Annotated in this window: 19 protein-coding genes; 12 read left to right on the plus strand and 7 right to left on the minus strand. The window is 68.3% G+C overall.

All coding sequences use genetic code 11. The features are described 5' to 3' along the window. The first annotated feature begins 24 nt into the window (after positions 1-24). Positions 25-300, plus strand: coding sequence for a hypothetical protein (locus ABNF93_RS27465; RefSeq protein ID WP_349331092.1), 276 nt, complete (start codon positions 25-27; stop codon positions 298-300). A gap of 29 nt (positions 301-329) precedes the next feature. Here ABNF93_RS27465 and ABNF93_RS27470 read toward each other — a convergent pair whose 3' ends face one another. Continuing rightward, positions 330-1,022: an NUDIX hydrolase gene (locus tag ABNF93_RS27470; protein WP_349331093.1), complete on the minus strand. Its 693-nt coding sequence runs from the start codon at positions 1,020-1,022 to the stop codon at positions 330-332. A gap of 79 nt (positions 1,023-1,101) precedes the next feature. Between ABNF93_RS27470 and ABNF93_RS27475 the strand changes: the two genes are divergently transcribed. Together ABNF93_RS27475 and ABNF93_RS27480 are read left to right on the plus strand one after the other, a co-directional pair. Beyond that, positions 1,102-2,109 (plus strand): SPFH domain-containing protein, encoded by a 1,008-nt coding sequence (locus tag ABNF93_RS27475; protein ID WP_349331094.1) that lies wholly within the window; start codon positions 1,102-1,104, stop codon positions 2,107-2,109. Further along, positions 2,106-3,011: a diacylglycerol kinase catalytic domain-containing protein gene (locus ABNF93_RS27480; protein WP_349331095.1), complete on the plus strand. Its 906-nt coding sequence runs from the start codon at positions 2,106-2,108 to the stop codon at positions 3,009-3,011. The genes ABNF93_RS27475 and ABNF93_RS27480 overlap by 4 nt, the downstream gene beginning before the upstream one ends. A 182-nt stretch (positions 3,012-3,193) precedes the next feature. Here the strand turns inward: ABNF93_RS27480 and ABNF93_RS27485 are convergent, their stop codons facing one another. Together ABNF93_RS27485 and ABNF93_RS27490 are read right to left on the minus strand one after the other, a co-directional pair. Further along, entirely contained in the window at positions 3,194-3,421 is a 228-nt protein-coding gene (locus ABNF93_RS27485) for a hypothetical protein (RefSeq protein WP_349331096.1), read from the minus strand. After that, positions 3,418-4,284 (minus strand): VldE C-terminal domain-containing protein, encoded by an 867-nt coding sequence (locus tag ABNF93_RS27490; protein WP_349331097.1) that lies wholly within the window; start codon positions 4,282-4,284, stop codon positions 3,418-3,420. The genes ABNF93_RS27485 and ABNF93_RS27490 overlap by 4 nt, the downstream gene beginning before the upstream one ends. Before the next feature lie 400 nt (positions 4,285-4,684). On the opposite strand from ABNF93_RS27490, the gene ABNF93_RS27495 reads away from it, so the two are divergent. From ABNF93_RS27495 to ABNF93_RS27510, 4 genes are read left to right on the plus strand one after another with little or no spacing between them, the layout of a single operon-like run. Further along, entirely contained in the window at positions 4,685-8,359 is a 3,675-nt protein-coding gene (locus ABNF93_RS27495; protein ID WP_349331098.1) for an ABC transporter ATP-binding protein, read from the plus strand. A gap of 29 nt (positions 8,360-8,388) precedes the next feature. Then, a complete protein-coding gene (locus ABNF93_RS27500; protein WP_349331099.1) occupies positions 8,389-10,233 on the plus strand; it encodes an ATP-binding cassette domain-containing protein in 1,845 nt (614 codons plus the stop codon). Further along, the gene (locus ABNF93_RS27505; RefSeq protein WP_349331100.1) at positions 10,233-11,069 is read left to right on the plus strand and encodes a hypothetical protein; all 837 of its coding nucleotides are present in this window, start codon (positions 10,233-10,235) and stop codon (positions 11,067-11,069) included. The genes ABNF93_RS27500 and ABNF93_RS27505 overlap by 1 nt, the downstream gene beginning before the upstream one ends. Beyond that, the gene (locus ABNF93_RS27510; protein ID WP_349331101.1) at positions 11,015-12,052 is read left to right on the plus strand and encodes an ABC transporter ATP-binding protein; all 1,038 of its coding nucleotides are present in this window, start codon (positions 11,015-11,017) and stop codon (positions 12,050-12,052) included. The genes ABNF93_RS27505 and ABNF93_RS27510 overlap by 55 nt, the downstream gene beginning before the upstream one ends. Positions 12,053-12,078: 26 nt before the next feature. Here ABNF93_RS27510 and ABNF93_RS27515 read toward each other — a convergent pair whose 3' ends face one another. Together ABNF93_RS27515 and ABNF93_RS27520 are read right to left on the minus strand one after the other, a co-directional pair. Beyond that, the gene (locus ABNF93_RS27515) at positions 12,079-12,987 is read right to left on the minus strand and encodes a cytochrome c biogenesis CcdA family protein (protein WP_349331102.1); all 909 of its coding nucleotides are present in this window, start codon (positions 12,985-12,987) and stop codon (positions 12,079-12,081) included. Positions 12,988-13,002: 15 nt separating this feature from the next. After that, positions 13,003-13,578 (minus strand): TlpA family protein disulfide reductase, encoded by a 576-nt coding sequence (locus tag ABNF93_RS27520; RefSeq protein ID WP_349331103.1) that lies wholly within the window; start codon positions 13,576-13,578, stop codon positions 13,003-13,005. Between the two features lie 219 nt (positions 13,579-13,797). Between ABNF93_RS27520 and ABNF93_RS27525 the strand changes: the two genes are divergently transcribed. Continuing rightward, positions 13,798-14,235, plus strand: a complete 438-nt coding sequence (locus ABNF93_RS27525; protein WP_349331104.1) for an SRPBCC family protein — start codon at positions 13,798-13,800, stop codon at positions 14,233-14,235. A 14-nt stretch (positions 14,236-14,249) separates the two neighbouring features. Here the strand turns inward: ABNF93_RS27525 and ABNF93_RS27530 are convergent, their stop codons facing one another. Beyond that, complete coding sequence (locus ABNF93_RS27530) at positions 14,250-14,936, minus strand: DUF899 domain-containing protein (protein ID WP_349331105.1); 687 nt, start codon at positions 14,934-14,936, stop codon at positions 14,250-14,252. A 321-nt stretch (positions 14,937-15,257) separates the two neighbouring features. On the opposite strand from ABNF93_RS27530, the gene ABNF93_RS27535 reads away from it, so the two are divergent. From ABNF93_RS27535 to ABNF93_RS27550, 4 genes are all read left to right on the plus strand, one after another. Beyond that, positions 15,258-17,540 carry a hypothetical protein gene (locus ABNF93_RS27535; RefSeq protein WP_349331106.1) on the plus strand — a complete coding sequence of 761 codons (2,283 nt, stop codon included), beginning with the start codon at positions 15,258-15,260 and terminating at the stop codon, positions 17,538-17,540. Between the two features lie 1,024 nt (positions 17,541-18,564). Further along, positions 18,565-19,839: a hypothetical protein gene (locus tag ABNF93_RS27540; RefSeq protein WP_349331107.1), complete on the plus strand. Its 1,275-nt coding sequence runs from the start codon at positions 18,565-18,567 to the stop codon at positions 19,837-19,839. A gap of 254 nt (positions 19,840-20,093) precedes the next feature. Then, positions 20,094-20,642 carry a hypothetical protein gene (locus ABNF93_RS27545; protein WP_349331108.1) on the plus strand — a complete coding sequence of 183 codons (549 nt, stop codon included), beginning with the start codon at positions 20,094-20,096 and terminating at the stop codon, positions 20,640-20,642. 425 nt (positions 20,643-21,067) lie between these two features. Then, positions 21,068-21,454, plus strand: coding sequence for a hypothetical protein (locus ABNF93_RS27550; protein ID WP_349331109.1), 387 nt, complete (start codon positions 21,068-21,070; stop codon positions 21,452-21,454). A gap of 83 nt (positions 21,455-21,537) precedes the next feature. Here ABNF93_RS27550 and ABNF93_RS27555 read toward each other — a convergent pair whose 3' ends face one another. Continuing rightward, positions 21,538-22,158, minus strand: a complete 621-nt coding sequence (locus tag ABNF93_RS27555; protein ID WP_349331110.1) for a dihydrofolate reductase family protein — start codon at positions 22,156-22,158, stop codon at positions 21,538-21,540. Positions 22,159-22,197 lie beyond the last annotated feature (39 nt).

The raw sequence follows: 22,197 nt of genomic DNA on the forward strand, positions 1-22,197 counted from the left end.
GGTCACTTTCGCGGATGGTCCGCCGTGCACCGCACCACGGCGTCGGCGATGAACGCACTCGACATCGGCTTGGCCGGGTCCACCGTCACCTCACCGGCCAAGCGGGTGCCGCCGACCGTGATTGCGCCGTTCCTGCAGGGGATCCAGACCGTCCTTGCTGACGCTGAGGTGGCGGTTGAACTCGACGCCGAGACAGGCCGCGAGACCCGCGTCCGGTCCGATGATCCGAATCCCCTCAGGCCTCCCAAGCACGAGAGCGCGCCCGCGCAGGACCAGTCCGCAGGTGAAACTATGCGTTAGCCCGTTCGCGGCACATCCGCCCTGAGAGGCTACGCGGGCCGGAGTAGGGGTGGCATCAGTAGCGTGGCATCGGCTCGGCGGTAGAGCATGGCGGGGCGCCCACCTTTGCGGGTGGTGGTACGGCCAGTTGCAGTCAGGAACCGCTGGGCACTGGTTACCTTGCGGTGGAAGTTCCGTGGGTCCAGTTCGACGCCCCATACGATCTGGTAGACCTCGCGCAGCTCGCCGACGGTGAACTCGGTGGGGCAGAACGCAGTGGCAAGTGGGGTGTACTCCAGCTTGGCCCTGGCCCGCTCGACGCCGTCGGCGAGGATGGCGGCATGGTCGAAGGCCAGACGCGGAGTACCGGCGAGCGCCGATGCGACGGGGGCCCACCTGGCGTCGGCGGCGTCGGAGCCGGCCACGGGGTCGGGCAGGTCGGGGCCGAGGGCCAGATAGGCGATGGTCACCACGCGCATCCGTGGGTCGCGGCGCGGCCCGCCGTAGCTGCGTAGTTGCTCAAGGTGCACCGGCAGGTCGACAAGGCCGGTTTCTTCAGCGAGTTCGCGCGCGGCTGCCGCGTCCAGGTCCTCGTCGGGCTGGACGAAGCCACCGGGCAGTGCCCACCTGCCCTTGTGCGGGGCGGTGGCGCGCCGGACCAACAGTGCGCAGAGCTGTCCGGCCCGGACCGTGAGCAGGGTCAGGTCCACGGTGACTGCCGATGGTGGCGGGGCGTATGCCATAGGTATAACTATATCTCGTCACCTTGACGATAACCATCCAAGATCGTTATCGTCGTTGTGACGATAAGAGGAGGATGTGATGGCGGACATTCAGCGATACCCCTTCGTACGGCACTTGCGCGGCGCTCCCACGGTGCACGTGCGTCACCAGCGACGAGGCAGGTTGGTTCGGGAAGGTGCCGGCCTGGCGTTCTGGTTCCGGCCGCTTTCTGCTGTACTCAGCGAGGTCCCGGTCGATGACCGAGAGCTTCCAATGCTCTTCCATGCCCGCTCCAGCGACTTCCAGGACGTCACCGTCCAGGCCACTGTCACTTACCGGGTGACCGACCCGGCGACCGCTGCGGGACGGCTGGACTTCAGCGTCGACCCGGATACCGGCCGCTGGCGCTCGACTCCGCTCGAACTGTTGGGCAGCCTCGTTGCTGAGCTCGCCCAGCAGCCTGCCCTCGAACTACTCGCCGCCACCACCTTGGCTGAGGCATTGGCCGCTGGCGTCGGCAGCATTCGCGATCGGATCCTCAGCGCACTCGCCGACGATGCTCGGTTGCGCGGCCTCGGCATCGCCGTGCTCGGCGTCCGTGTGGTCGCACTGCGGCCGGAACCGGAGATGGAGAAGGCACTGCAGACGCCGGCCCGGGAGGGAGTACAGCAGGAGGCGGACCGAGCCACCTTTGAAAGGCGGGCGCTCGCCGTCGAAAGGGAGCGGGCGATCGCCGAGAACGAACTGCAGAATCAGATCGAACTGGCGGTTCGGGAGGAGCAACTGGTCACCCAGCGCGGCCAGAACCAGCGCCGGCAAGCGGAGGAAACCGCCGCAGCCGATCGAGTTGGCGCCGACGCCAAGGCCGAACGGCAGCGGGTGCTCGCGGCCGGGCAGGCCGATGCCACCCGAGTCATCGGTGCGGCGGACGGCGCAGCAGAGGCCGCCAAGCTCGCCGCATACCAAGACGTTGACCCAAGAATCCTGCTCGCACTCGCGCTGCGCCAGCTCGCCGGCGCCCTACCAAACATTGGCACCTTGAACCTCTCACCCGACCTCATCACCACCGCGCTCGGCACACTAGTCCAACCTGGCGACCAGAAATGACCGTCCTGTCCCCACGCGCCGTCGTCGTGCACCGGCACACCGAACTGGACGAACTCCTTGCCAGACACGGCACCCGCGGCGCAGCAGAGTTCTTCCTCCGTACCCGCGGTCGCGATCTCAGCGATATCCAGGACAGGCACGAAGCCGTGGAAGCCACACTCGGCACAGTCAGTGCCGCGATCCCCACCGACTGGCGCCGTGGCATGGTTGAGCGCGCCGACCTCGATCGATTTCTTTTCGAGCCCGATGACATCGTCGTCGCGGTGGGTCAAGACGGTCTGGTGGCCAATGTCGCGAAGTATCTCCATGGGCAGGCCGTCATCGGCGTCAACCCGCAACCCGCCATTAATCCTGGCGTCCTCGTTCCCGTCACCGTCCCTACTTTCGCCACCACACTTGCGGCGACCGCCGCCGGCAAGCTCGAGGTCGAGCAACGCACCATGGTCGCCGCCACCACCGATGACGGCCAGCGACTCCTCGCGCTCAACGAGATCTTCATCGGTCACCCCAGCCACCAGTCCGCGAGATATCAGCTGCGCCCACCAGCGGGGAACATCGAACGCCAATCCTCATCTGGCCTCATCATCAGCACCGGCACCGGGGCTACCGGCTGGTGCCGATCGATCTGGCTCGAACGCCGCAGCCACCTTCGGCTGCCCGAGCCCTGCGACGCGGCATTGGCGTGGTTCGTCCGCGAAGCCTGGCCGTCCCCCGCGACCGACACCAACTGCACCGAAGGACTCATCACCGCAGACGACACTTTCGCCATCACCGCAGAAACCGACGGCTTGGTCGCATTCGGCGACGGCATCGAAACGGACCACCTCACACTCCCCTGGGGACAACAAATCTCCATCACCATCGCCCCCACAGTCCTGCGACTCGCCCGACCTGCCAGCTAAAGCGGTGCTTCCGCTGGCAGGGGAGCAGTCCGATCCGCCGGTAGATCTCCTCGCGGCTAGTGCTTCCAGTAGGTCGCCACCAGCCTGTGGCTCACACCGGACCCGAGGATGGACTACGACGCGTTCCTGGGGGGCTAGGCCCTTGAGGACGGGTGGGCGAACTATGCGTTGGCTTGTTCGCGCTACATCCGCGCAGACAGGGTGCTGAGCCAGACGAAGGAGAGCACCACGGCGGCGACGAACGGCAGGGTCGTGGCCGGGCCTGCCGAGCTCAATCCCACCGGCCAGCTAGCGGACCCTGTCGTCGCGGTTTTCCCGTCCTGGTCGTGGATGACGTCGCCGCCCAGCTCCCAGAACGCCTCACCCGGCGTGCAGGTGGTGCTGACGTCGGGTGGAGGCCAGGCGCTCACATCTCGCGCTCGAGAAGCCCGGCGAGCTCAGCGGCGGTGATGTTCTGCACGTCGGTCGTCACCCAGCCCTGCGCCTGGAGGAACCTCAGGTGGGTGGGATTCTTGACGTGTACCGCACCCTGAAGGGTGACCGCGTACACGGCGGCCTGTCCGGATATGCGGACGAGTTGTGCGGGAATGCCGGCCACGAAATCCTCCTCGGATAGTTCCGTTATGACTGTCCACCAGGTCGTACGCCTGAGGGCGCCGTCCCAACTGAAGCTGAAATGGATGTGGTCGGTGTGCGGATTACTGGTTCCGGTGTAGGGCAACCAGCCCTCGTCCGGACGGTAGGAGCGCCACATCTTGCGGTTCCAGATGATGTACATGATCCCGAATCGACGCGCGAAGGCATGGCGGTTGCCGTACTCGTCGGTGCGTAGCAACCAGTACAGGAAGTCGTTTGCGGCCTGCCGACTCCCGTCCATCGTCGCGTCGAACATGACGTCCAGGGCGCGACCTTCCTTGTGCTCGTTGACCCTCGACGAGCAGGGGTGCGTGATGCTCCATGCCCGGCTGCCATACGTGTCGAAGATGATGTTTCTGAGGTCTATCGGACCGCGCTTGTCCGTCAGGTCGCAGGTCGTGCCTCCGACGTACGGTGCATACGCATCGATGAAGGGGGGATACGACGGGCGTTGCGGCATGATGCGGATCGCGACCCGCGACGACGGCGGCCTCTGCACCTGTGCTGCTGCCGGGCTCGCCGCCGCTGCTGCTGGCCGGAACCACGACCCTGCCAGCGCTCCCGAGACCGCCGCCGCCATGATGCTCCGGCGACCCGGCTGCAAAGGACGTCCTTCTCTCGCGTCTGCCTGGCTCATGCCTCCAGCTCACCGCACTGGCTGGGAGTAGGGCTGCCGGCTGAAGGCATGTTTGGGCACGCGGACTGCCCGGCGGACGGCATACCGACGTCCGGTCGCCGAAGGACAATCGGATTGCATGAACGCAGAAGGCAGCCGGGATTTCGGCATTGCACCGTTTCGGTCCACGCCTGTTCGAGGGGCGCATCGAGCGTAGCTATTTCGGCGTACGCAAAATGACGCGTCAGACCAAACAGCCGTGAGCGCCACGGGGGCCAAGCCGTTGGACAGCCGAGTCGGGCCAGGCCGCCGTTGCCCTGACGGGGCGCGTGTCATCGTGGAGCGAACCTGGACCTGACCAGCTGCGGTCGTTCCGCCTTGACTAAGGCGCTCAGAGTTCGATGGGCTGCATCCTCGCCGCGTGTGCCGGCAGAGAGTGGGTGCGGAGGTGGGGGGCAAGTGGTGGCGGCGGTTGTGGGCGTACTGCCGAGCCCATCCGACGACGATCTTCCTGTCTCTGCTCGGCGGTATCGGCGGGACCGTCATTCCCGCGTTCACGCCGCTCGTCGTCCGCCAGGTCGTCGACGAGGTGATCCTGGCCCACCGCTCTCCGCTCGCCCCGTGGCTGATCCTGTTGGTCGCGGCCGGCGTCGCCCGCTTCGGGCTGAGCATGCTGCGCCGCTACTACGCGAGCCAGCTCGCCAACCGGGTCGGCTACGCGCTGCGTACCGACCTCTTCGCGTCCCTGCAAAGGCTGGACGGGCACCAGCAGGACCGGCTGCGGACGGGCCAGGTCGTGAGCCGCAGCACGTCGGACGTGGCGATGATCGAGCGGTCGATCGAGACCGCGCAACAGCTGGTCACCAACCTCGTGTGGTTCGTGATGGCCCTGGTCATCATGCTCGTGCTCGCCCCGACGCTGTCGCTCGTGGCGCTGGTGATGCTGCCGGTGCTGTACCTGGTGGCCCGCCGCGGCAACGCGGTGCTGTTCCCCTCGTCGTGGGACTACTCGCACCAGTCCGGCCGGGTGGCCGCCGTGGTCGAGGCGGCGGTGACGGGTGTGCGGGTCGTGAAGGGCTTCGGCCAGGAGGGACAGGAGCTCGCGAAGCTGGAGGCAGCGGCGAGTGCGCAGTTCAGGTCGGGGATCAGGCGGACGCGGTTCACGAGTACGTATGTCCCGGCGCTGACCGCGATTCCCGCGGTGGGGCAGGTGGGCGTGCTCGCGCTCGGAGGCTGGCTCACCCTGCGCGGCGACATCACGCTCGGGACGTTCCTCGCGTTCGCGAGCTACCTCGCGCTGATGGTGGCTCCCGTACGGACGTTCGTCGGGCAGTTCGCCCAGTGGAACACCACCAGGGCGGCGGTCGTCCGGGTCCTGGAGATCATCGACGCAAGGCCCACGATCACCGACGCGCCCGATGCCGATTCAGCGCCGCAGGGCGCGGTGCCGGTCGAACTCGACGACGTGACGTTCGGATACGACCCCGACCACCCTGTCCTCAGGGGCGTGTCGTTGCGGGTGGAGCCGGGTGAGTCTCTTGCCCTGGTGGGAGGCACCGGGTCCGGGAAGTCGACCGTCGCCCTGCTGCTCGCCCGCCTCTACGACCCACAGGGTGGCGCGGTCCGCCTCGACGGTCGCGACATCCGCGCGCTCACGATCGGGTCGCTGCGGGCGCGGATGGGCACCGTGCTGGAGGAGAGCTTCCTGTTCTCCGACACCGTCCGCGCGAACATCGCGTTCGGCCGGCCCGACGCGACCGACGCCGAGGTCCGCGCGGCCGCGCGTGCGGCGGAGGTGGACGGCTTCGTCAACGGCCTCGCCGACGGCTACGACACGGTGGTGGGGGAGCGGGGTCTCACCCTCTCCGGCGGCCAGCGGCAGCGCATCGCCCTGGCCCGCGCGCTCCTGACCGACCCGCGGCTGCTGGTGCTCGACGACGCGACGTCCGCCGTCGACGCGGGGGTCGAGGCCGATATCCACGCCACGCTGCGACGGGTGATGCGGGGACGTACGACGCTGCTCATCGCCCACCGGCACAGCACCCTGCAGCTCGCGGACCGGATCGCGGTCCTGCACCACGGCGAGGTCGTCGACGTGGGGACTCACGCCGAGCTGCTGGCCCGATGCCCTCGGTACCGCCTGCTTCTGTCAGGACACGACGAGGAGATCGGCGGACGCGAAGACGACGCCGCCCGCGAGTCCGCCGACCCGTGGTCCACCCCACCGCCCGCGGAGACCGAGGGGCTGTTCGGCGGCGCGGCGCTCCCTGCCGACCAGGCGGCCCGGGTCGCCGCCCTCCCGGCGCCGCCGTCGGCCGCCTCGCCGGACCTCGACCTGGAGGAGTGCCGGCGGCTCGACCAGGACCTACGCCTGCGACGGCTGCTCAGGCCGTTCGCTGCGGCCCTTGCGGTCTCGCTGGTCCTTCTGGCCCTGGACACCGCTGCGCAGCTCGCCATCCCGTGGCTGACGCGTGCCGTCATCGACCGCGGCGTCACCCCGGGCCAGGTGCACGTTGTCTTCATGCTGTCCGGTGTGGCCCTTGGCGTCGTGGTCGCCGACTGGATCGTCCGGACCGGGCAGGAGCGACTGACAGGACGTACGGGTGAGCGGGTCCTGCTGTGGCTCCGCGTCAAGCTGTACGCCCAACTGCAACAGCTCGGCATGGACTTCTACGAACGCGAGCGCGCAGGTCAGCTCATGACCCGGATGACGAGCGACATCGAGGCGGTCAAGACGTTCATCCAGACCGGCCTGGGTCAGGCGGTGGTCGCCGTGATGACGTTCGTGGGGGTGCTGGTCGTCATGGCCACCATCGACGTGGGTCTCACCGCGGCCGTGGCGGCGATGTGCCTGCCGCTCGCGGCGGCGGCGCTGCTCTACCGCAGGTACTCCGGGCGGGAGTACGAGACCGCGCGGCGACGCCTCGGCGAGCTCAACGCGACCTTCCAGGAGAACGTCGCCGGAATCCGCGTGGCGCAGTGCTACGGCCGCGAAGAGGTCACCATCGAACGGTTCCGTACGGTCGCGTCGGACTACCGCGCCGCGCAGCTGCGGGCCCAGATGTGCATCGCGCTCCTGCTGGCGTTCGGGTGGGCGGTGGTGGAGTTCACCACCGCGCTCGTGCTCGGGGTCGGCGCCCACCGGATCGCTGGGGGCACCCTCACGGTGGGCGGCATGGCCGCGGTCATGCTCTACGCGACCATGCTGTTCGCGCCGGTCCAGCAGATGTCGGGGATCTTCGACAGCTACCAGCGGGCCCGGGTTGGTCTGCGCCGGGTGGCCGAGGTCCTCGACACACCGGTCTCCACGCCCTCGCCTGCGCACGCCCGCGCGCCAGACAGGCTCGCTGGCGAGGTGTCCCTCGAGAACGTGCGATTCGGCTACGGAGGTGCCGACGATGCCGTACGCGACGTGACGTTGCGGATCGCGCCCGGCGAGACGGTCGCCCTGGTGGGGGAGACCGGCGCCGGGAAGTCGACACTGATGAAGCTGGTCGCCCGGTTCTACGACCCGACGGCGGGAAGCGTACGCGTCGACGGGACCGACCTCACCCAGCTGGACCTGCCGTCGTACCGCCGGCGGCTCGGCGTCGTACCGCAGGAGACCTACCTCTTCTCGGGCGCGGTACGAGACGCGATCTCCTACGCCCGACCGGACGCCTCCGATGCAGACGTCGAGGCCGCGGCCCGTGCCGTCGGCGCCCACGAGATGATCTGCGCCCTGCGCTACGGCTACCTCCACCCCGTCGGCGAGGGCGGCGGCGGACTGTCGGCCGGCCAGCGGCAACTGCTCGCCCTCGCTCGGGCCCGGCTCGTCGAACCCGACATCCTGTTGCTCGACGAGGCCACCGCGGCACTGGACCTGGCGAGCGAGGCCGCCGTCAACAACGGCATGGCCCAACTGGCCACCACACCGACCACGATGGTCATCGCCCACCGTCTCACGACCGCGCAGCGAGCCGACCGGATCGTCGTCATCGACCGCGGTGCGGTCGTCGAGCAGGGGACGCACGACGCCCTGGTCGCCGCGGACGGCACCTACGCCAGACTCTGGCGGAGCTTCACCGGCAGCGACTATCCGGTCCATCTCCCTTAGTCGCCTGGTGAACCGGTGAGGGGAGATCGATGTTCGCGTTGCTGCGTTTCTCGATAGCGGTGACCCCACGGGCTGGTGGGGGGTTGCTGGCGCTGGCGATCCTGAGCGCGCTGACGAGTCTCGCCGCGACCGTGCTGATCGGTCAGGTCGTGGGGGCGACCCCGGCGTTCGTGGCCGGTGGTCCGGGTGGTTCGTCGCCGACGGCGTTCGCGCTGTTGGTGGTCGCGTTGGTCTTCGTGTTCACGGTCGACGGTGTGCTGACCGTGGTGTCGAGCATGGTGACGACGCGACTGACGTACGACGCTGATCTCGTCATCAACCGAGCGATCTCGGCGACGATGACGGCATCGCCGAGGATCGGCCACCTGGAGTCGACGGTCGTGGCGGATGAGTCTCGGCGGGCTCGGGGAATCGGGAACCGTGCGGTCTGGGTGGGGTTGATCGCGCTGGCGGAGCTTGTTCGTTCGCGGCTGCTGGCGATCGGTGCGGCCGTGGTCGTGGGGGCGTTGTTCTCGTGGCCGGTCGCCGTTCTGCTGTTGTCGACCACTGGCTTGGTCGAGTGGTGGTCGGCGCGGATGTCGGCCTCGGAGGAGTTGACGTGGCGCGGGGGGACCCGGTCCGGTCGGGAAGCCGACTATGCGTACGAGCTGGGGATGGGGACGGCTGCCAAGGAGCTGCGGGTGTTCGGGTTCGCGCCGTGGCTGATGGACCGGTTTGTGCGTGACTGGCGGGCCGGGATGGTGCCACTGTGGCGGGTCCGCCGGACGGCGACGCTGCGGACCATGGCGGTGTACGCGGCTCACCTTGGTGCGTTGGCGGTCGCTGTCTGGGTGCTGGTGCGGGATGTGAACGCGGGGTCGCTGGGGTTTGCCGAGGTCGCGACCGTGCTGACCGCGTTGTTGCGGCTTGCGATGTCGGCCAACGGCGCCGGCGCCGCTTCGATGGAGCGGGCGACCTCGGCGTTGCGGGCCCTGTACCGGCTGCCGGGGACGGCGTTGGCGGTGCGGGAGGGCACGTACCGAGCCGGCGGAACCGATGGAGCGCCGGCAGCGCGGGTGTCCGGGCCTGCCGTGGTGGACCCGCCGCGCCCGCCGTCGGGTCCACCGGAGGTGCGGTTGGAGAACGTGTGGTTCCGGTACCCGGGCTCTGACGTCGATGTGCTGCGCGGACTGGATCTGCGGATCGGCGCCGGCGAGGCGATCGGGCTGGTGGGGTTGAACGGCGCGGGCAAGTCGACGTTGGTGCATCTGTTGGCGGGCGCGTACCAGCCGACCGCGGGGCGGGTCACCGTGGACGGGGTGGATCTGGCCGAGCTGGATGATCACGAGCTGGCGGCATGGCAGCGCCGGCTGGCGCCGGTCACCCAGGAGTTCCTGCGGTTACCGCTGACCGCGGCGGAGAACGTGACCTTCGCCGATCCAGCGGCCCGGAAGCAGTTGGCCGCCGTGGCGGCGACCGCGGGAGCCGACGGTGCAGTGGCGAACCTGCCGCGGGGTTGGGACACGATGCTGGACCGTTCGGTCACCGATGGCGGGGAGCTGTCGGGCGGGCAGTGGCAGCGGCTGGCGCTGGCGCGCGCTCTGTGGGCGGTGAACGACGGCGCCGGGATGCTGGTGCTCGACGAGCCGGCGGCAGCCCTGGACGTCCGGTCCGAGGCGGAGCTGGTGGACCGCTATCTGCGGCTCGCCACCGGAGTGACCTCGCTGTTGATCTCGCACCGGTTCTCGGTGGTGCGTAACGCCGACCGGATCTGCGTCCTGGAAGCGGGCGTGATCGGCGAGTACGGAACACACGACGAGCTGCTGGACGCGGGCGGCCGTTACGCGGCGATGTTCACGCTGCAGGCGGCGCGGTACGTGGGAGGCGAGCTGTGATGCGTGAGCGGTGGGGCTCGCTGGTGGTCCTGGTGCGCCTCACGGTCGCGGCGTCTCCGCTGTTGGCTGCGACCGAGTTGCTGCTCGTGGTGGCGATGGCCGTCTCGGGGCCGTTGCAGGCCTACGGCGTGGCCCGGGTGGTGAACGCGGTGTCCGGGCAGGGCTCGGTGACGTTGGGCGCGGCAATCCTGTTCGGAGCGCTCGCGGTCGCGTTCGGTGCTCTGGTCCTTTCCGACGCCGTACGGCATCGGCTCGAGGACGGGATCGAGATCGGGTTACAGCGCGAACTGCTGGACCTGGCCACCACACCGCCCGGGATCGCCCACCACGAGCAGCCCGAGATCGCCGACCGGTTGGGTGCCGCTCGGGATGAGTTCCGCCGCCTGAAAGGAACCGCGGGCACCATCGGCAGCGGGTTGGCAGTCCTGGTCAGTACCGCCACCGTGCTCGTCCTGCTCGCGGGCATCCACCCTCTGCTGTTGGCGCTGCCACTGGTGGGTCTGCTGCGACTGTGGGCGACGGCCAGCGGCGCCAGGCAGTTTCGGCATGCGATCACCGCAACCATGGAGTACAACCGGCGCCAGGCCAGCTTGTTGGATATCGTCAGCGACCCAGGGCACGGTCTGGAAGTACGCGCGTTCGGGCTGCGTGGACTGCTCACCGACAAGATCGCGGAGCAGTTCCGCTCGCAGAACGGCCCGCGTTGGCAGGCCATCCGGCAGGGCAAGCTGCTGGAGATCGCCGCTCGCGTACTCTTCGGCTCGCCTACGGTGGCGCGATCGTGTTCGTCCTGTGGCTGGCACGGGCAGGACGCGCGACGCCCGGAGACGTGGTGATGGTGCTGCTCCTCGCACCGCAGACCGACCAGGCCGCACAACGACTCTCCGACTCCGTACGGGTGTTCATCGGCCTGCTGGACGTCGCCGGACACATCCAATGGCTGCGGCGGTACGGCGACGAGCAGGTCGCGTGGGCCGGATCCGATGAGCCCCCCACCGCTCTGCGGAGCGGAATCGAGCTCCAGAACGTGTCCTTCGCCTATCCGGGAACGGCCCACCCGGTGCTACGCGAACTGAACGTGCATCTCCCAGCGGGCAGCACCGTCGCCCTTGTCGGGGACAACGGCGCAGGGAAGACCACCGTGGTGAAACTGCTGGCCCGGCTCTACGACCCCACGGGCGGCGCCATCCTCGTCGACGGCACCGACCTCCGCACGATCGACCACCAGGCGTGGCGCCACCGGATCTCGGCCGGATTCCAGGACTTCGTACGGTACGAATACACCGCCCGCGAAGCCATCGGACTCGGCGAACCCACTCGACTGCACAAGCCCAGCCACGCAAGTTCACCAACGGCACCGCCTGCTCGTACCGATGACGATGCTGGTTATGACGCAGCCATCGACGCCGGCGACGCCCGTGCCGTGATCGACCGGCTCCCCGACGGTCTGGACACTCGGCTGGGCAGACGGTTCGGCGGCACCGACCTCTCCGGCGGCCAGTGGCAACGACTTGCACTCGCCCGTGCCTTCCTGCGCGAACGTCCATTGCTGGTGCTGCTCGACGAACCCGCGGCCGCGCTCGACCCCGAATCCGAACACGCCCTTCTGGACCGGTTCAACGCCGCATCCGCTGCCACCCGCGCCTCGGGCGGCATCACCCTCCTGGTGTCACACCGGCTCTCCACCGTACGGATGGCGGACCTCATCCTCGTTTTCGACAACGGCGACCTCACCGAGTCCGGCAGCCACGACGAACTCATGGCCACCGGAGGGCCTTACGCCGAGCTCTTCGCGCTCCAAGCCAGCGCCTACCAATAGAACGACGCCGACCTGGGCCTCAGGCGTCAGTCTCGGTGGTCGGCGGGTGTGTCGGGAACGGGGCTGGGGTCGCCTGACGCCACCTGTCGGTCTCGTCGGGGCCGGACGCGTAGGAGTGCCCGGGCGGCCAGGACGCCGGCGAGCACGGCGATGAGGATCATGACAAACGCTGGAGCGCCGAGTCGCTCCACGCCCGCGGCCAGCCGGTGCTGGAAGTAACCGGCGGCATCGATGAGGGGATCGGCCGCTGGGACGCCGCGATAGGTGCGTACCTCGTACCAGCCGTAGTAGGCGACGTAGAGCCCTGCCGTCAGAAGCAGCGCTCCGCCGAGGCGGGGCACCAGCCGGCCGACGCGGCGGATCCGGCCGAGGAGTGATGTCTGGGCCAGGGCGACGGCGACCGCGGCCACACCCACGACCAGCCCCATACCGGCCGCGTACGCGGCGAACAGCGCGAACCCGTCGGCGACGGATCCGGCGCGGAAGCTGGTCACGACGATCGCCAGGAACGGACCGATCGTGCAGCCGAGCGAGGCCACCGCGTACGCGGCGCCGAAGGTCACCATCGACCGGACGCTTCCGGTCACCGCAGCACCTCGCCTCAACCTGGGCGCCGGGAGGTCCCGGCCGGCCAGCAGCCAGCCACCGGCCGCGGCGACCAGCAGACCGAGCACGATGGTGAACCACGGCAGGTGTTCCTGGACGCCTCCCGCGACCGGGGCGACCGCCAGTCCGAACGCACCGAACACGGCGACGAAGCCCACCGACATCGCGGCCGTCAGTCCGAGCGCCCGGACGACCGCCGGCCCCCGTCCCGCTGGGTCGTCACCGAGCACCAGCAGTGACAGGTAGGCCGGCAACAGCGCGAATCCGCACGGATTCACCGCGGCCAGCATGCCGGCCGCCACGGCTACGGCGAGGGGCAGCTCCGTCATGTCAAACCTGTGGGGTCAACCGGTGAGTGCGTCGACGCGGGAGGCGAGATCGGACGGTTCGAGGTAGCCCTTGAAGGCGACCTCGCCGTCTGCGTCGAGGAGGACGAAGGTCGACTGCGCAGTGACGCCGAACCGCTTCCACACGGCACCCTTCTCGTCGGACAGGTGCCTCATCCCCTGGACACCTGTTCGGGTCACGAACTCCTCCATCGCCGCCGCCTGGTCCAGCCCGGCGACCCCGACGACATTGACCTTCCCGTCGTAGGTCTCGGCAAGCTTCGTGACGGTGGGTGCCTGCCCCACGCAGGTCGGGCACCACGGAGCCCAGAACCACAGCACCGCCGGCCTACCCGCCAGGCTCCGTCCGTCGAAAGTGTCACCGTCCAATGTGTCCGCGGTGAATCCCAGCGTGGCCGACGCCTGCGCGGGTGTCGCTTCGGTGCCCGACCCGGCCTTCGCGTCGGTGCCGGCGGCGGTCGGCGTGGCCGTCGACCGGGTGGGCGCGGCGTCGGCGCCCGGGCTCTGGGTTCCGCAGGCGGTGACGACAGCGCCGACAACCACGAGGACGAGCAGAACTGCCCGGGTGCGCATCACTAAACCTCCATGAACTGGCCAAGCCCTGTCGAGAGCGGCAGGCATCGACCTGGCAGTTCCTCCACGGCCAGTGACAACCTGGCATGCCCGCTGGCGTCCGCACTGTAACCGTGCTCACCGTAACCGTGCTCACCGTTCGAGGGGAGGCTGCCGCGTCCACGGCTGTCTCGTCCCTGCTGCCCGATGAAGGGATTTCTGGTGGGCGATGATGGTGGCATGCCTGTCGATGTCACCACCGAGATCGTGATCGAGCGCCCGTGTGAGCAGGTCGCCGCGTATGCCGGCGACCCGTCCCACGCGCCCGAGTGGTACGCCAACATCAACTCGGTGCGCTGGCAGACGCCACCGCCGGTTGGTGTGGGCTCGCGGATGGATTTCGTGGCCCGGTTCCTCGGCCGAACGCTCGCCTACACCTACGACGTCGTCGACTACGGCCCGGACCGGCTGGTCATGCGTACCGCGCAGGGACCGTTCCCGATGGAGACCACCTACACCTGGCACTCCGCGGGCGCCTCCTCCACCCGGATGACGTTGCGGAACCGGGGCGAGCCGGCCGGGTTCGCCAAGGTCGCCGCACCGATGATGGCGGCGGCGATCCGGCGCGCCAACCAGAAGGACCTGGCCACGCTCAAACAGATCCTGGAGTCGTCATAGAACGGCAGCTCCGCTCAGGTACTGGGACCGTAGGACGCGGCGATGTCCTGAGAGGTGGCCCATCGGCTGTAGGTGGGTGACTGCGGCCAGCCGTCGGGCGAGTCCTGCCACTCCTCCTGTCGGCCGTACGGCAGGAGGTCGATCAGTGCGAAGCTGTGGCTGAGTTGCTCGGTGCCACGGCCGTTGGTGTGCCAGGTGCGATAAACGGAGTCGCCATCGCGCAGGAACACGTTGACGGCGAATCCGCCGCCGGGCGGCGCGCCGACGTCAGTGCCGAAGGGGCTGTTCGCCGTGGAGTACCACGTCATCGTGTTCCCGACCCGTCGCTTGTAGGCGAGTGCGTCGTTGATCGGACCTTGCGTGACGATGACGAACCGGGCGTCGTAGTTGTCCAGGAACTCGAGCCGGGTGAACTGTGAGGTGTACCCGGTGCAGCCGCCGCACTGCCACTGCTCGCCGGGGAACCACATGTGGTTGTAGACGATCAGCTGTGACCTACCGTCGAAGATGTCCACCAGCCGGACCGGTCCCTGCTCGCCCTCGAGGGTGTAGTCGGGCATCTTGACCATCGGCATTCGGCGACGCTGCGCGGCGATCGCGTCGAGTTCCCGGGTCGCGGCCTTCTCCCGGTCACGCAGTGCATCGAGTTGGTGTTGCCAGGTGTCGGCGTCGACGATCTGCGGTAGTGCGCTGGCAGTCATGGGGCTCCTCGAAATGATCCTCGGTGTCCACGGCAGGTGGCTCACAGGTATAGACCGTGCCCGGTCGCGGAACTCATCGGTGGCCAGGGCAAAAGGTGTGCTCGACGCCTGGGGTCGGGCTCGCTCGGCCTGCACCAGTGGTGCCGGCGGACCAGCCGAGGAAGCGGCCGCCAAGAGAGGACTTTAATCCGCGGACGAGGTTTCGATTTACGGAGCTTCTGGCATGTGGTGGGGGACTGTTGCGAGTTGCCCCGCTCTGCCCGACGTTCCGCCGGAACGGTCCCGGGCTGCTGGGGGCGACCCCACGAAACGAGGATGACCATGGCTCGCCCCTGGACGACGTTGCTGGCCGGTCTCGCAGGCACGCTCGTCGTCGTCGGCGTCTCCGGCGCCGCCGCCGACCCCGTCGCTTCGTCCCACCACACCACAGCAACCCACGAGGTCGCCGGTGCCGCATCCGGCAGGCCGACGGTCTCGATGGTCACCCTTGTCACCGGCGACCGGGTACGGATCACCACCCAGGCTGACGGGTCGCGGACTGTGGTCCCCACGCCGCTGTCGGGCCGGGTGGCGCGGCCGTACAGCATCCGCTACCGGGGCACGGCGATCGAGGTCGTCCCCTCCGACGCCCGGCCGTTGCTGCGGTCGGGGCGGCTTGACCCGCGCCTGTTCGACGTCGCGGGCTTGATCGCCGCCGGCTACGACGACGCGTCGACGAAGGTGCTTCCGGTCGCCGCCCGACACGCACCCGGCCGGGGAGCGGTGGCGAGTCACGCCGACGGAGCCACCCTGGCGGGGCAGGAGACCACGGGGAACTCGACGCCGCTCGGTGTCCGGAAGAACGAGGCGGCGGCGTTCTGGCGTTGGCTCACCGGACCGAAGCCGGCCGAGGTGGGTGCTCCCCGGCCGGTCGGCGGAGCGCTTACGGCCGGTGTCGAGAACCTGTCCCTGCGCCTCCGACCGTCGGCAGTCCGCCCGGCGACCCAGCCATCTGCCGCGACCACGGACGCCGGTGCACCGGCGCGCGGCAGCGGGGCGCACCCGCACGCCCGAGCGGCAGCCGGCCCCCAGGCGGCGACGTACAGCGTCCTGCTGCGGATCATCGACCGCAACGGGAAGCTGCTCACCAACCTCGACGAGGGCTTCATCACCCAGCCGGTGGTCCTCAACCTCGACACCGAGGACATCTACAACCTGGAGCCCCGTAAGACCGGTGTGGGTGCCCAGGTGCCCCCCGGCAGGTACAGCTTCGGCGAGATCATCGTGACCGCACATGGATTCAAGCCGAGGAGCTACACCGACCTGGCACGCCCCAACTTCACGGTGAACGGCAACCTCACGATGACCCTCGACGCCCGGAACGCGCACGAGGTCACCGCGAGGATCCAGGCGCCGAGCCCGAAACCGATCGTCACGACGTTCGGAACCGTCGAGTTCTTCGCCGGGCGGCCGTGGACCACGCTGGTCACCATCCCGGCAGGTACGAACTTCCGCGCTTTCGCGAACACCACGTCCGAGGTGACCGACCGGGCGTACAACTTCGCGATGTTCCAGTCGCTGAACACCGGCTGGGGCATGTACGACCTGCTCGTCGGCGCACCGCAGCGGATCCCCGCGACCACGTCCTACGAGATCCGCAACGCCGACCTCGCCAAGATCAGGTCCACCTTCTATTCCCCCGGCACAGGTCTCGACCTCGACGGTGTGTACTTCCGCGAGTCCCAGCTGCCGGGTGACGTACAGGTCGGGCTCGGCGGCTTCTACGACACCAGGCTGCCGTCCAAGCAGGTGCACTTCACCAGCCCCACGTTCGGTTCGGAGCCACTGCCGTGGTCGGCGTCCCTGGACGTCGGGCCGAGTCCCCTGGCCCTGAGGTACTCGGAGCTCCGTACGCCGGTGCTCCTGCCCGCTGGGGAGAGCGTCGAGCAGCCGTGGAGCCCGGCCGCCTACCGGCCCGAGGCCAGCGGCGAGCGCAAGGGCGACCAGACGATGAACATCACCTTCGAACCGTTCTCGCCGTCGGTCGACAACAACCGGATCATCTGGTGGGACACGACCGGGATCACCGGCGGAGCCACGCTGAAGGGCACCGGGGTGCCCGCCGACACGGTTGACGCTCCGTTCCTGCTAGAGACCGGTCCGCAGGCCCTGCCGTCGGCGTGGTACACCCTCGACCTCCTGGCGCGGCACACACCCACCTGGTCGAAGTACGCCACCAGCGTGCACGCGTTCTGGAAGTACCAGTGCCACACGCCGGACGTTGTCCACCCGATGAGGCTCCTGAACATCCGGGTCTCCGGCGCGTTCGACATGTACGGCCGGGCGCCTGCCGGCCAGCCGTTCCGGCTCGACCTCACCGTCGACCCGCCCCGGGAAACGGGAACGCCACAGACGGTCACCCTGTCGGTGTCGTTCGACGACGGGAAGACGTGGAAGGACGTGCCGACCACCCGGGACTCCACCCTCGACTGGCACGGCATCGTGAACCACCCGAACAAGCCGAACGGATTCGTCTCGGTCCGGGCCAAGACGGTCACCGACCGGTCGTATGTCTACAGCATGACCACGATCCGGGCGTACGGGCTCGTCGCCGCGACGTCCTGAGAGCGGGGGGTGGTCGGGTGGCCGGCGGGCGCAGTGCGCGACCCGCCGGCCAACCCGTGGGATGTCTGTGGACGCTCAGGCCTTGGGTGAACCTGGCTACTTGAGGTAGGTGAGGCCGTCGGTGGTGATGGGTGCCGGTTCGTGTGGCGGCGGATTCCTGCAGGATGACCGGAGTTCGGCTGATCGAAGCGGTCCGGGTAGTCGCTCCACCCACCTACGCGACTCCCGGTACGCCACCAATCACTCCGGCAGCAACCAATCCCCCGTCAGGCCCGCGACCGCCAGCAAGGCGGTCCCCCACACCCGACGTGATCTCACGTTGAGTTCCTCTATTCGTTTATGAAAATGTCCGATTTGAACAGAAAAGAAAGAGGGTGCCCCTTGCACGAGGTCCACCAAACCGGACGGAGACTACCGCAAGTGTGATCGCTGGGACCAGCTACAGAGTTGGGCACGGTTGCGGGTGCTCACCCGACTTCGCCACCTGGCCGCGGTCACCGCCATTCGGCAGGGAAGCAGGGCGGAAAGAGGACCTTTCTGGACCTTTCAGATCGATTCGCTCCAGGCCTCGATGTTCAAATGCGGTGGTGGGCTTGGGCAAAAGCGACAAAAGCAGCGGCCCTGCTTAGCTGTCCGGAAGAGACCGAAGGCCGGCGGAGGGGCGGATCTCCGAGGTTCGGGCGCAGGGCCGTCGGGCGTGGTGTAGAAATACGCCCAGTTTTGAGCTGACGGGGGAATCGTCATCATTGGGGTGGGGAGTCGTCCATGTCTGCTTGGTGCCGGCCTGTCGAGACTGCAGTGTGCTCGACTCCGACGACGTGTCGCAGCCTCTACCGTCGGGGGTTCTCTGGCGGGCTGCGCGAGGGCGTGCCGATCGCCGGCGCCGGATCCACCGCCTCGTCTGAGGCGGTGGTGGCGTGTGAGGGCGCCGTGTGAGCTGGACACCGGTTCGGGCTCGAGCCGGTCGGGGTTGTCGAGGCGGGCGGTGTTGTCGGCTGGTCTGCTGGTTGCCGGGTGTGGCCAGGTGCCGCGGCCGACCATTCGGACGATCAGCCGCGAGGTCGGCGGCGATCCCGTGGTTCGGGAGTTTCGGGAGATCCTCGACCGTCGGGTGAAGGCACTCCGAAACGATGACGAGAGGACGTTCCTGGCTGACCTTGACGAACGGAACGACCGGCTTGTCAGGAGCCAGAAGTTGCTCTTCGCCAACCTGCGGCAGTTCGAGTTCACCAGGTTCGACTACGTGACAGAGCAGACCACCCATGTGGAGGACGGTGCGCTCATCCGTTTCGTCCCGGTCCTGCAGATCACCCAGCTCACCACCGACGCCGGACCTGGCGGGGTCGCACCCGCGGAGACGTTCCAGTACACACTGGTCCCGCGGTACGACAAGCTGTTCATCACAGAGATCGACGGCGTGACCACGGATGCGGAACAGATAGCCCATGGTCCGAAGGCAAATGCGCCGTGGAACTTCACGCGCCTGCAGGTGATTCGAGCGGGGAAGGTCTGGCTCGCCAGCGATTCGAGCGTCACCGATCTCGACCGCTACGCCGCCGTGGCGAAGGCCCACCTCCATGACGTTGAGGCCCTGTGGGGAGATCGGATCAGGTTTCCCGGCCATCTGCTGTTCTTCACGCGGAACACCAAGAACATGAAGAAGTGGTTCGGCCTCGGCTCGTTCGCCGGCTTCAGCTCCGCGCTCGAAGGCGTCGAGATTCCGTTACAGGGTGTACGGCGGAACGGGCAGGTCTACAGCGGCCAATACGCGGGCTCGCGGATCGTGGTCAACCTTCGAGTTGCGGAGGCGTGGAACGACGATCCAGAACTGGTGATGCGGCACGAGTTGGCACACGCGGTTTCCGCCCGGGCGACAAGTGTCGCAGGCAGTTCCGGCAACCTGGTGGTGTCCGCGCCTCGGTGGGCGATGGAGGGCTTCGCCCGATGGGTCGAGACGGTCGACAATCCAAGCCGGATGGACTATCTGCGCTATGTCGTACGGGTCGCGGTAGCCGCCGGCAAGTTCTCCGGAAAGCCACCGCGCCTGGAGGACTTCTTCTCAGAGGACGTCGTCTTCAGCTATGACCTCGGCGCCTCGGTCTTCGTCTACGTCGAGCAGATGAAAGGGCGGGACGCCGTGGTCGAGTTCTACGCCAGTCTGATCGCGCACAGCGAGCCCGCGGACTCACCGTTGGTCGACGAACCTGCCTTCGACCGAATCTGCCAGCAGGTGATGGGCATCAGAGGACCTGCGTTCCTCCAGCAGTGGGCCGACTTCGTTCGTAGGGGGGCGATATGACGGAAACCCCGCGGGCCTACACCAGCCAACGCGGACACCCTGGATCGGACGGACATGGCCCGCCGCACGGGCAGCCAGCGTCGCACGGAGATTCGAGGTCGCACGGACACCCTGGGCCGTACGGAGGTCAGTGGCAGCCGCTTCAGGGCCAGTGGCCGGGGCCGGGCGGGCAGTGGCCGCATCCATCCGTTGCGCACGTCGTACCTGATGCTGTCCCCGCCCGTCGACCGGTCCGCCGCCGAACGGGCCGCATCGTGGCCACCACCGTCCTGGCTGGCCTGTTCGCCTTCACCGCGGGCGGGATTGGTGGTTACGTCGCGGCGAGCAGGCTGACACCTCAGTTCGGGCCCACACACTGTGTCGGTTCCGCCAAGGCCTGCATACCGGAACTCGATGCCGCGAGTGTCATCGGCACGTTGAAGGCGCAGGGCCACACGTGCACGAAGTCCGCCGACAACCGAAACTGCGTGCTGCAGATCGGCCTCACGCAGTACGCCTTCACCCTGGAGATGGTCGGCGGTCAGATCCGCACGTACTCGGCACAAGTCAGCACGGTGATCGACGGCGCGCCCAGCAGCGAAGCGACCCAGCCCGGCAAGGCGGCCATCTCCTACCTGGAGTGGTCAGCCCACCTCCCCTATGCACATGAGCCGGAGTTCGAAGCACAGATCAACACGTGGCTACACCGGCAGGTAAAGACCCGCGCCACGGCAGTGGCCGACGTCGGAGGTTACAGGTACGAGATCGATGCCACAGCAGGGAACATTGTCGACCTCGACGTGGACGCGGTGATTCGACGATGACCACACCAGCCTCCCCGCAGTGGCAGCCGCGACCACACCGCACGACGCCGGCACTGCCACCGCATCAGGAGCCACCGCCACCGCCGCTCGCAGGGCGGCACCAGCCGCAATGGGCGCCGCCGCCACCGCCGCCACCGCATCAGGAACCGCCGCGGGCGTGGAAATATCAGCCGCAATGGGGAATGCAGCCTCCGCTCTCGCCCAGCCCGGAGCCGCATCGTTCGTACCCGCCCGCACAAGGCTTCCCGCGGCGGCGCCGGCGACTGGCGATCGTGGTTGCGCTCGTGTTAATGCTGCTCGTGGCCGGGGGAACAGGGGCGGCGATCGGGGTTGTCGCAGGTACCGGCCCGAAGGGACCGACCGACCCGCCAACCGTCGATGCCCACTTTCCGCATGGGACGCAACGCTACATACGCGGAGTGACGGTGTCGGCAATTGCCAGGGACTGGCTTGCCCAAAAGGAATGGACGTGCGAGTTCCACCCGCGCATCAACAGTCGATCATCCAGACGCGCGGAGTGCAGTCCTCGAGGTAATACCGCGAGCGAGCTCGAGGTCACCATTGCCTACGACTCCGAGAAACGTGTACGAGAGGCAGACCTGATGTGTGCCTACGGACCGGGCAACCCGACCTGCAAGGAACTGTTCACCGAACTGGCTGGCATCTTGCTCGCACGAGACGAGAGACTGCGCAAGCAGGCGGTCCAGTGGACCGGCGCGAACGTCGACAACGACGCCTCCACAGTCATCGGTGAGCTACGCCTGGTCGCCACACTCTCGCCCCACACTCTCGACTGCACACCAGCGAGCTGACCGCCCAGCGCCGCAAGGGAGGGCAATCTGTCCGGACGTCACAACCCCGGGTGCGCGGTAGTCGCGCGACACCGCCGTCCTGCTCAGGACAGCACGCGGTAGGTCACGTGCGTCACCGTCTTCGCTACTCGCGATTCCACCTGCTCGAGTTTCAGCGGCGGGACACCCTCGAACAGCCGCGCGCCGGCGCCGAGGGTGAGTGGCGCAATGTGCAGCCGTAGCTCGTCGACCAGGCCGGCGGCGAGGTACTGGTTGATGGTGGCCGCGCCGCCCTGGAGAGAGACATCGCCGTCGCCGGCCGCCGCGCGTGCCTGTGCCAGTGCCGACTCGATTCCGTCGGTGACGAAGTAGTACGTGGTTCCACCGTCCATCGGCTGCGGGTCGCGCGCGTGATGGGTGAGCACGAAGACCGGGGCGTGGAACGGCGGATCGTCGCCCCACCAGCCGTTCCACTGCCGGTCCCACTCGCCACGCACGGGGCCGAACATGTTGCGGCCAATCACGAACGCCCCAGGCGCTGTCGGCTGCTCGACCTCGGCCGGGTTCTCCTCGGAGCCGTCGAACATCCAGGCGTGCAGCTTGTCGCCCCAACCGTCGCCGCCGTCCTCGCCGAACGGGCGTTCCTCGCTCTGGTTGGGCCCGGCCACGTACCCGTCGGCCGAGATCGTGATCTCGGCGATCACCTTGCCCGTACGTGTGGTCATTGCACTGTCCTCCTCGTGGCGACCCGCCGTCGCCTTCCC

This window comes from Actinopolymorpha sp. B9G3, from assembly GCF_040120725.1.
Classification (GTDB): domain Bacteria; phylum Actinomycetota; class Actinomycetes; order Propionibacteriales; family Actinopolymorphaceae; genus Thermasporomyces.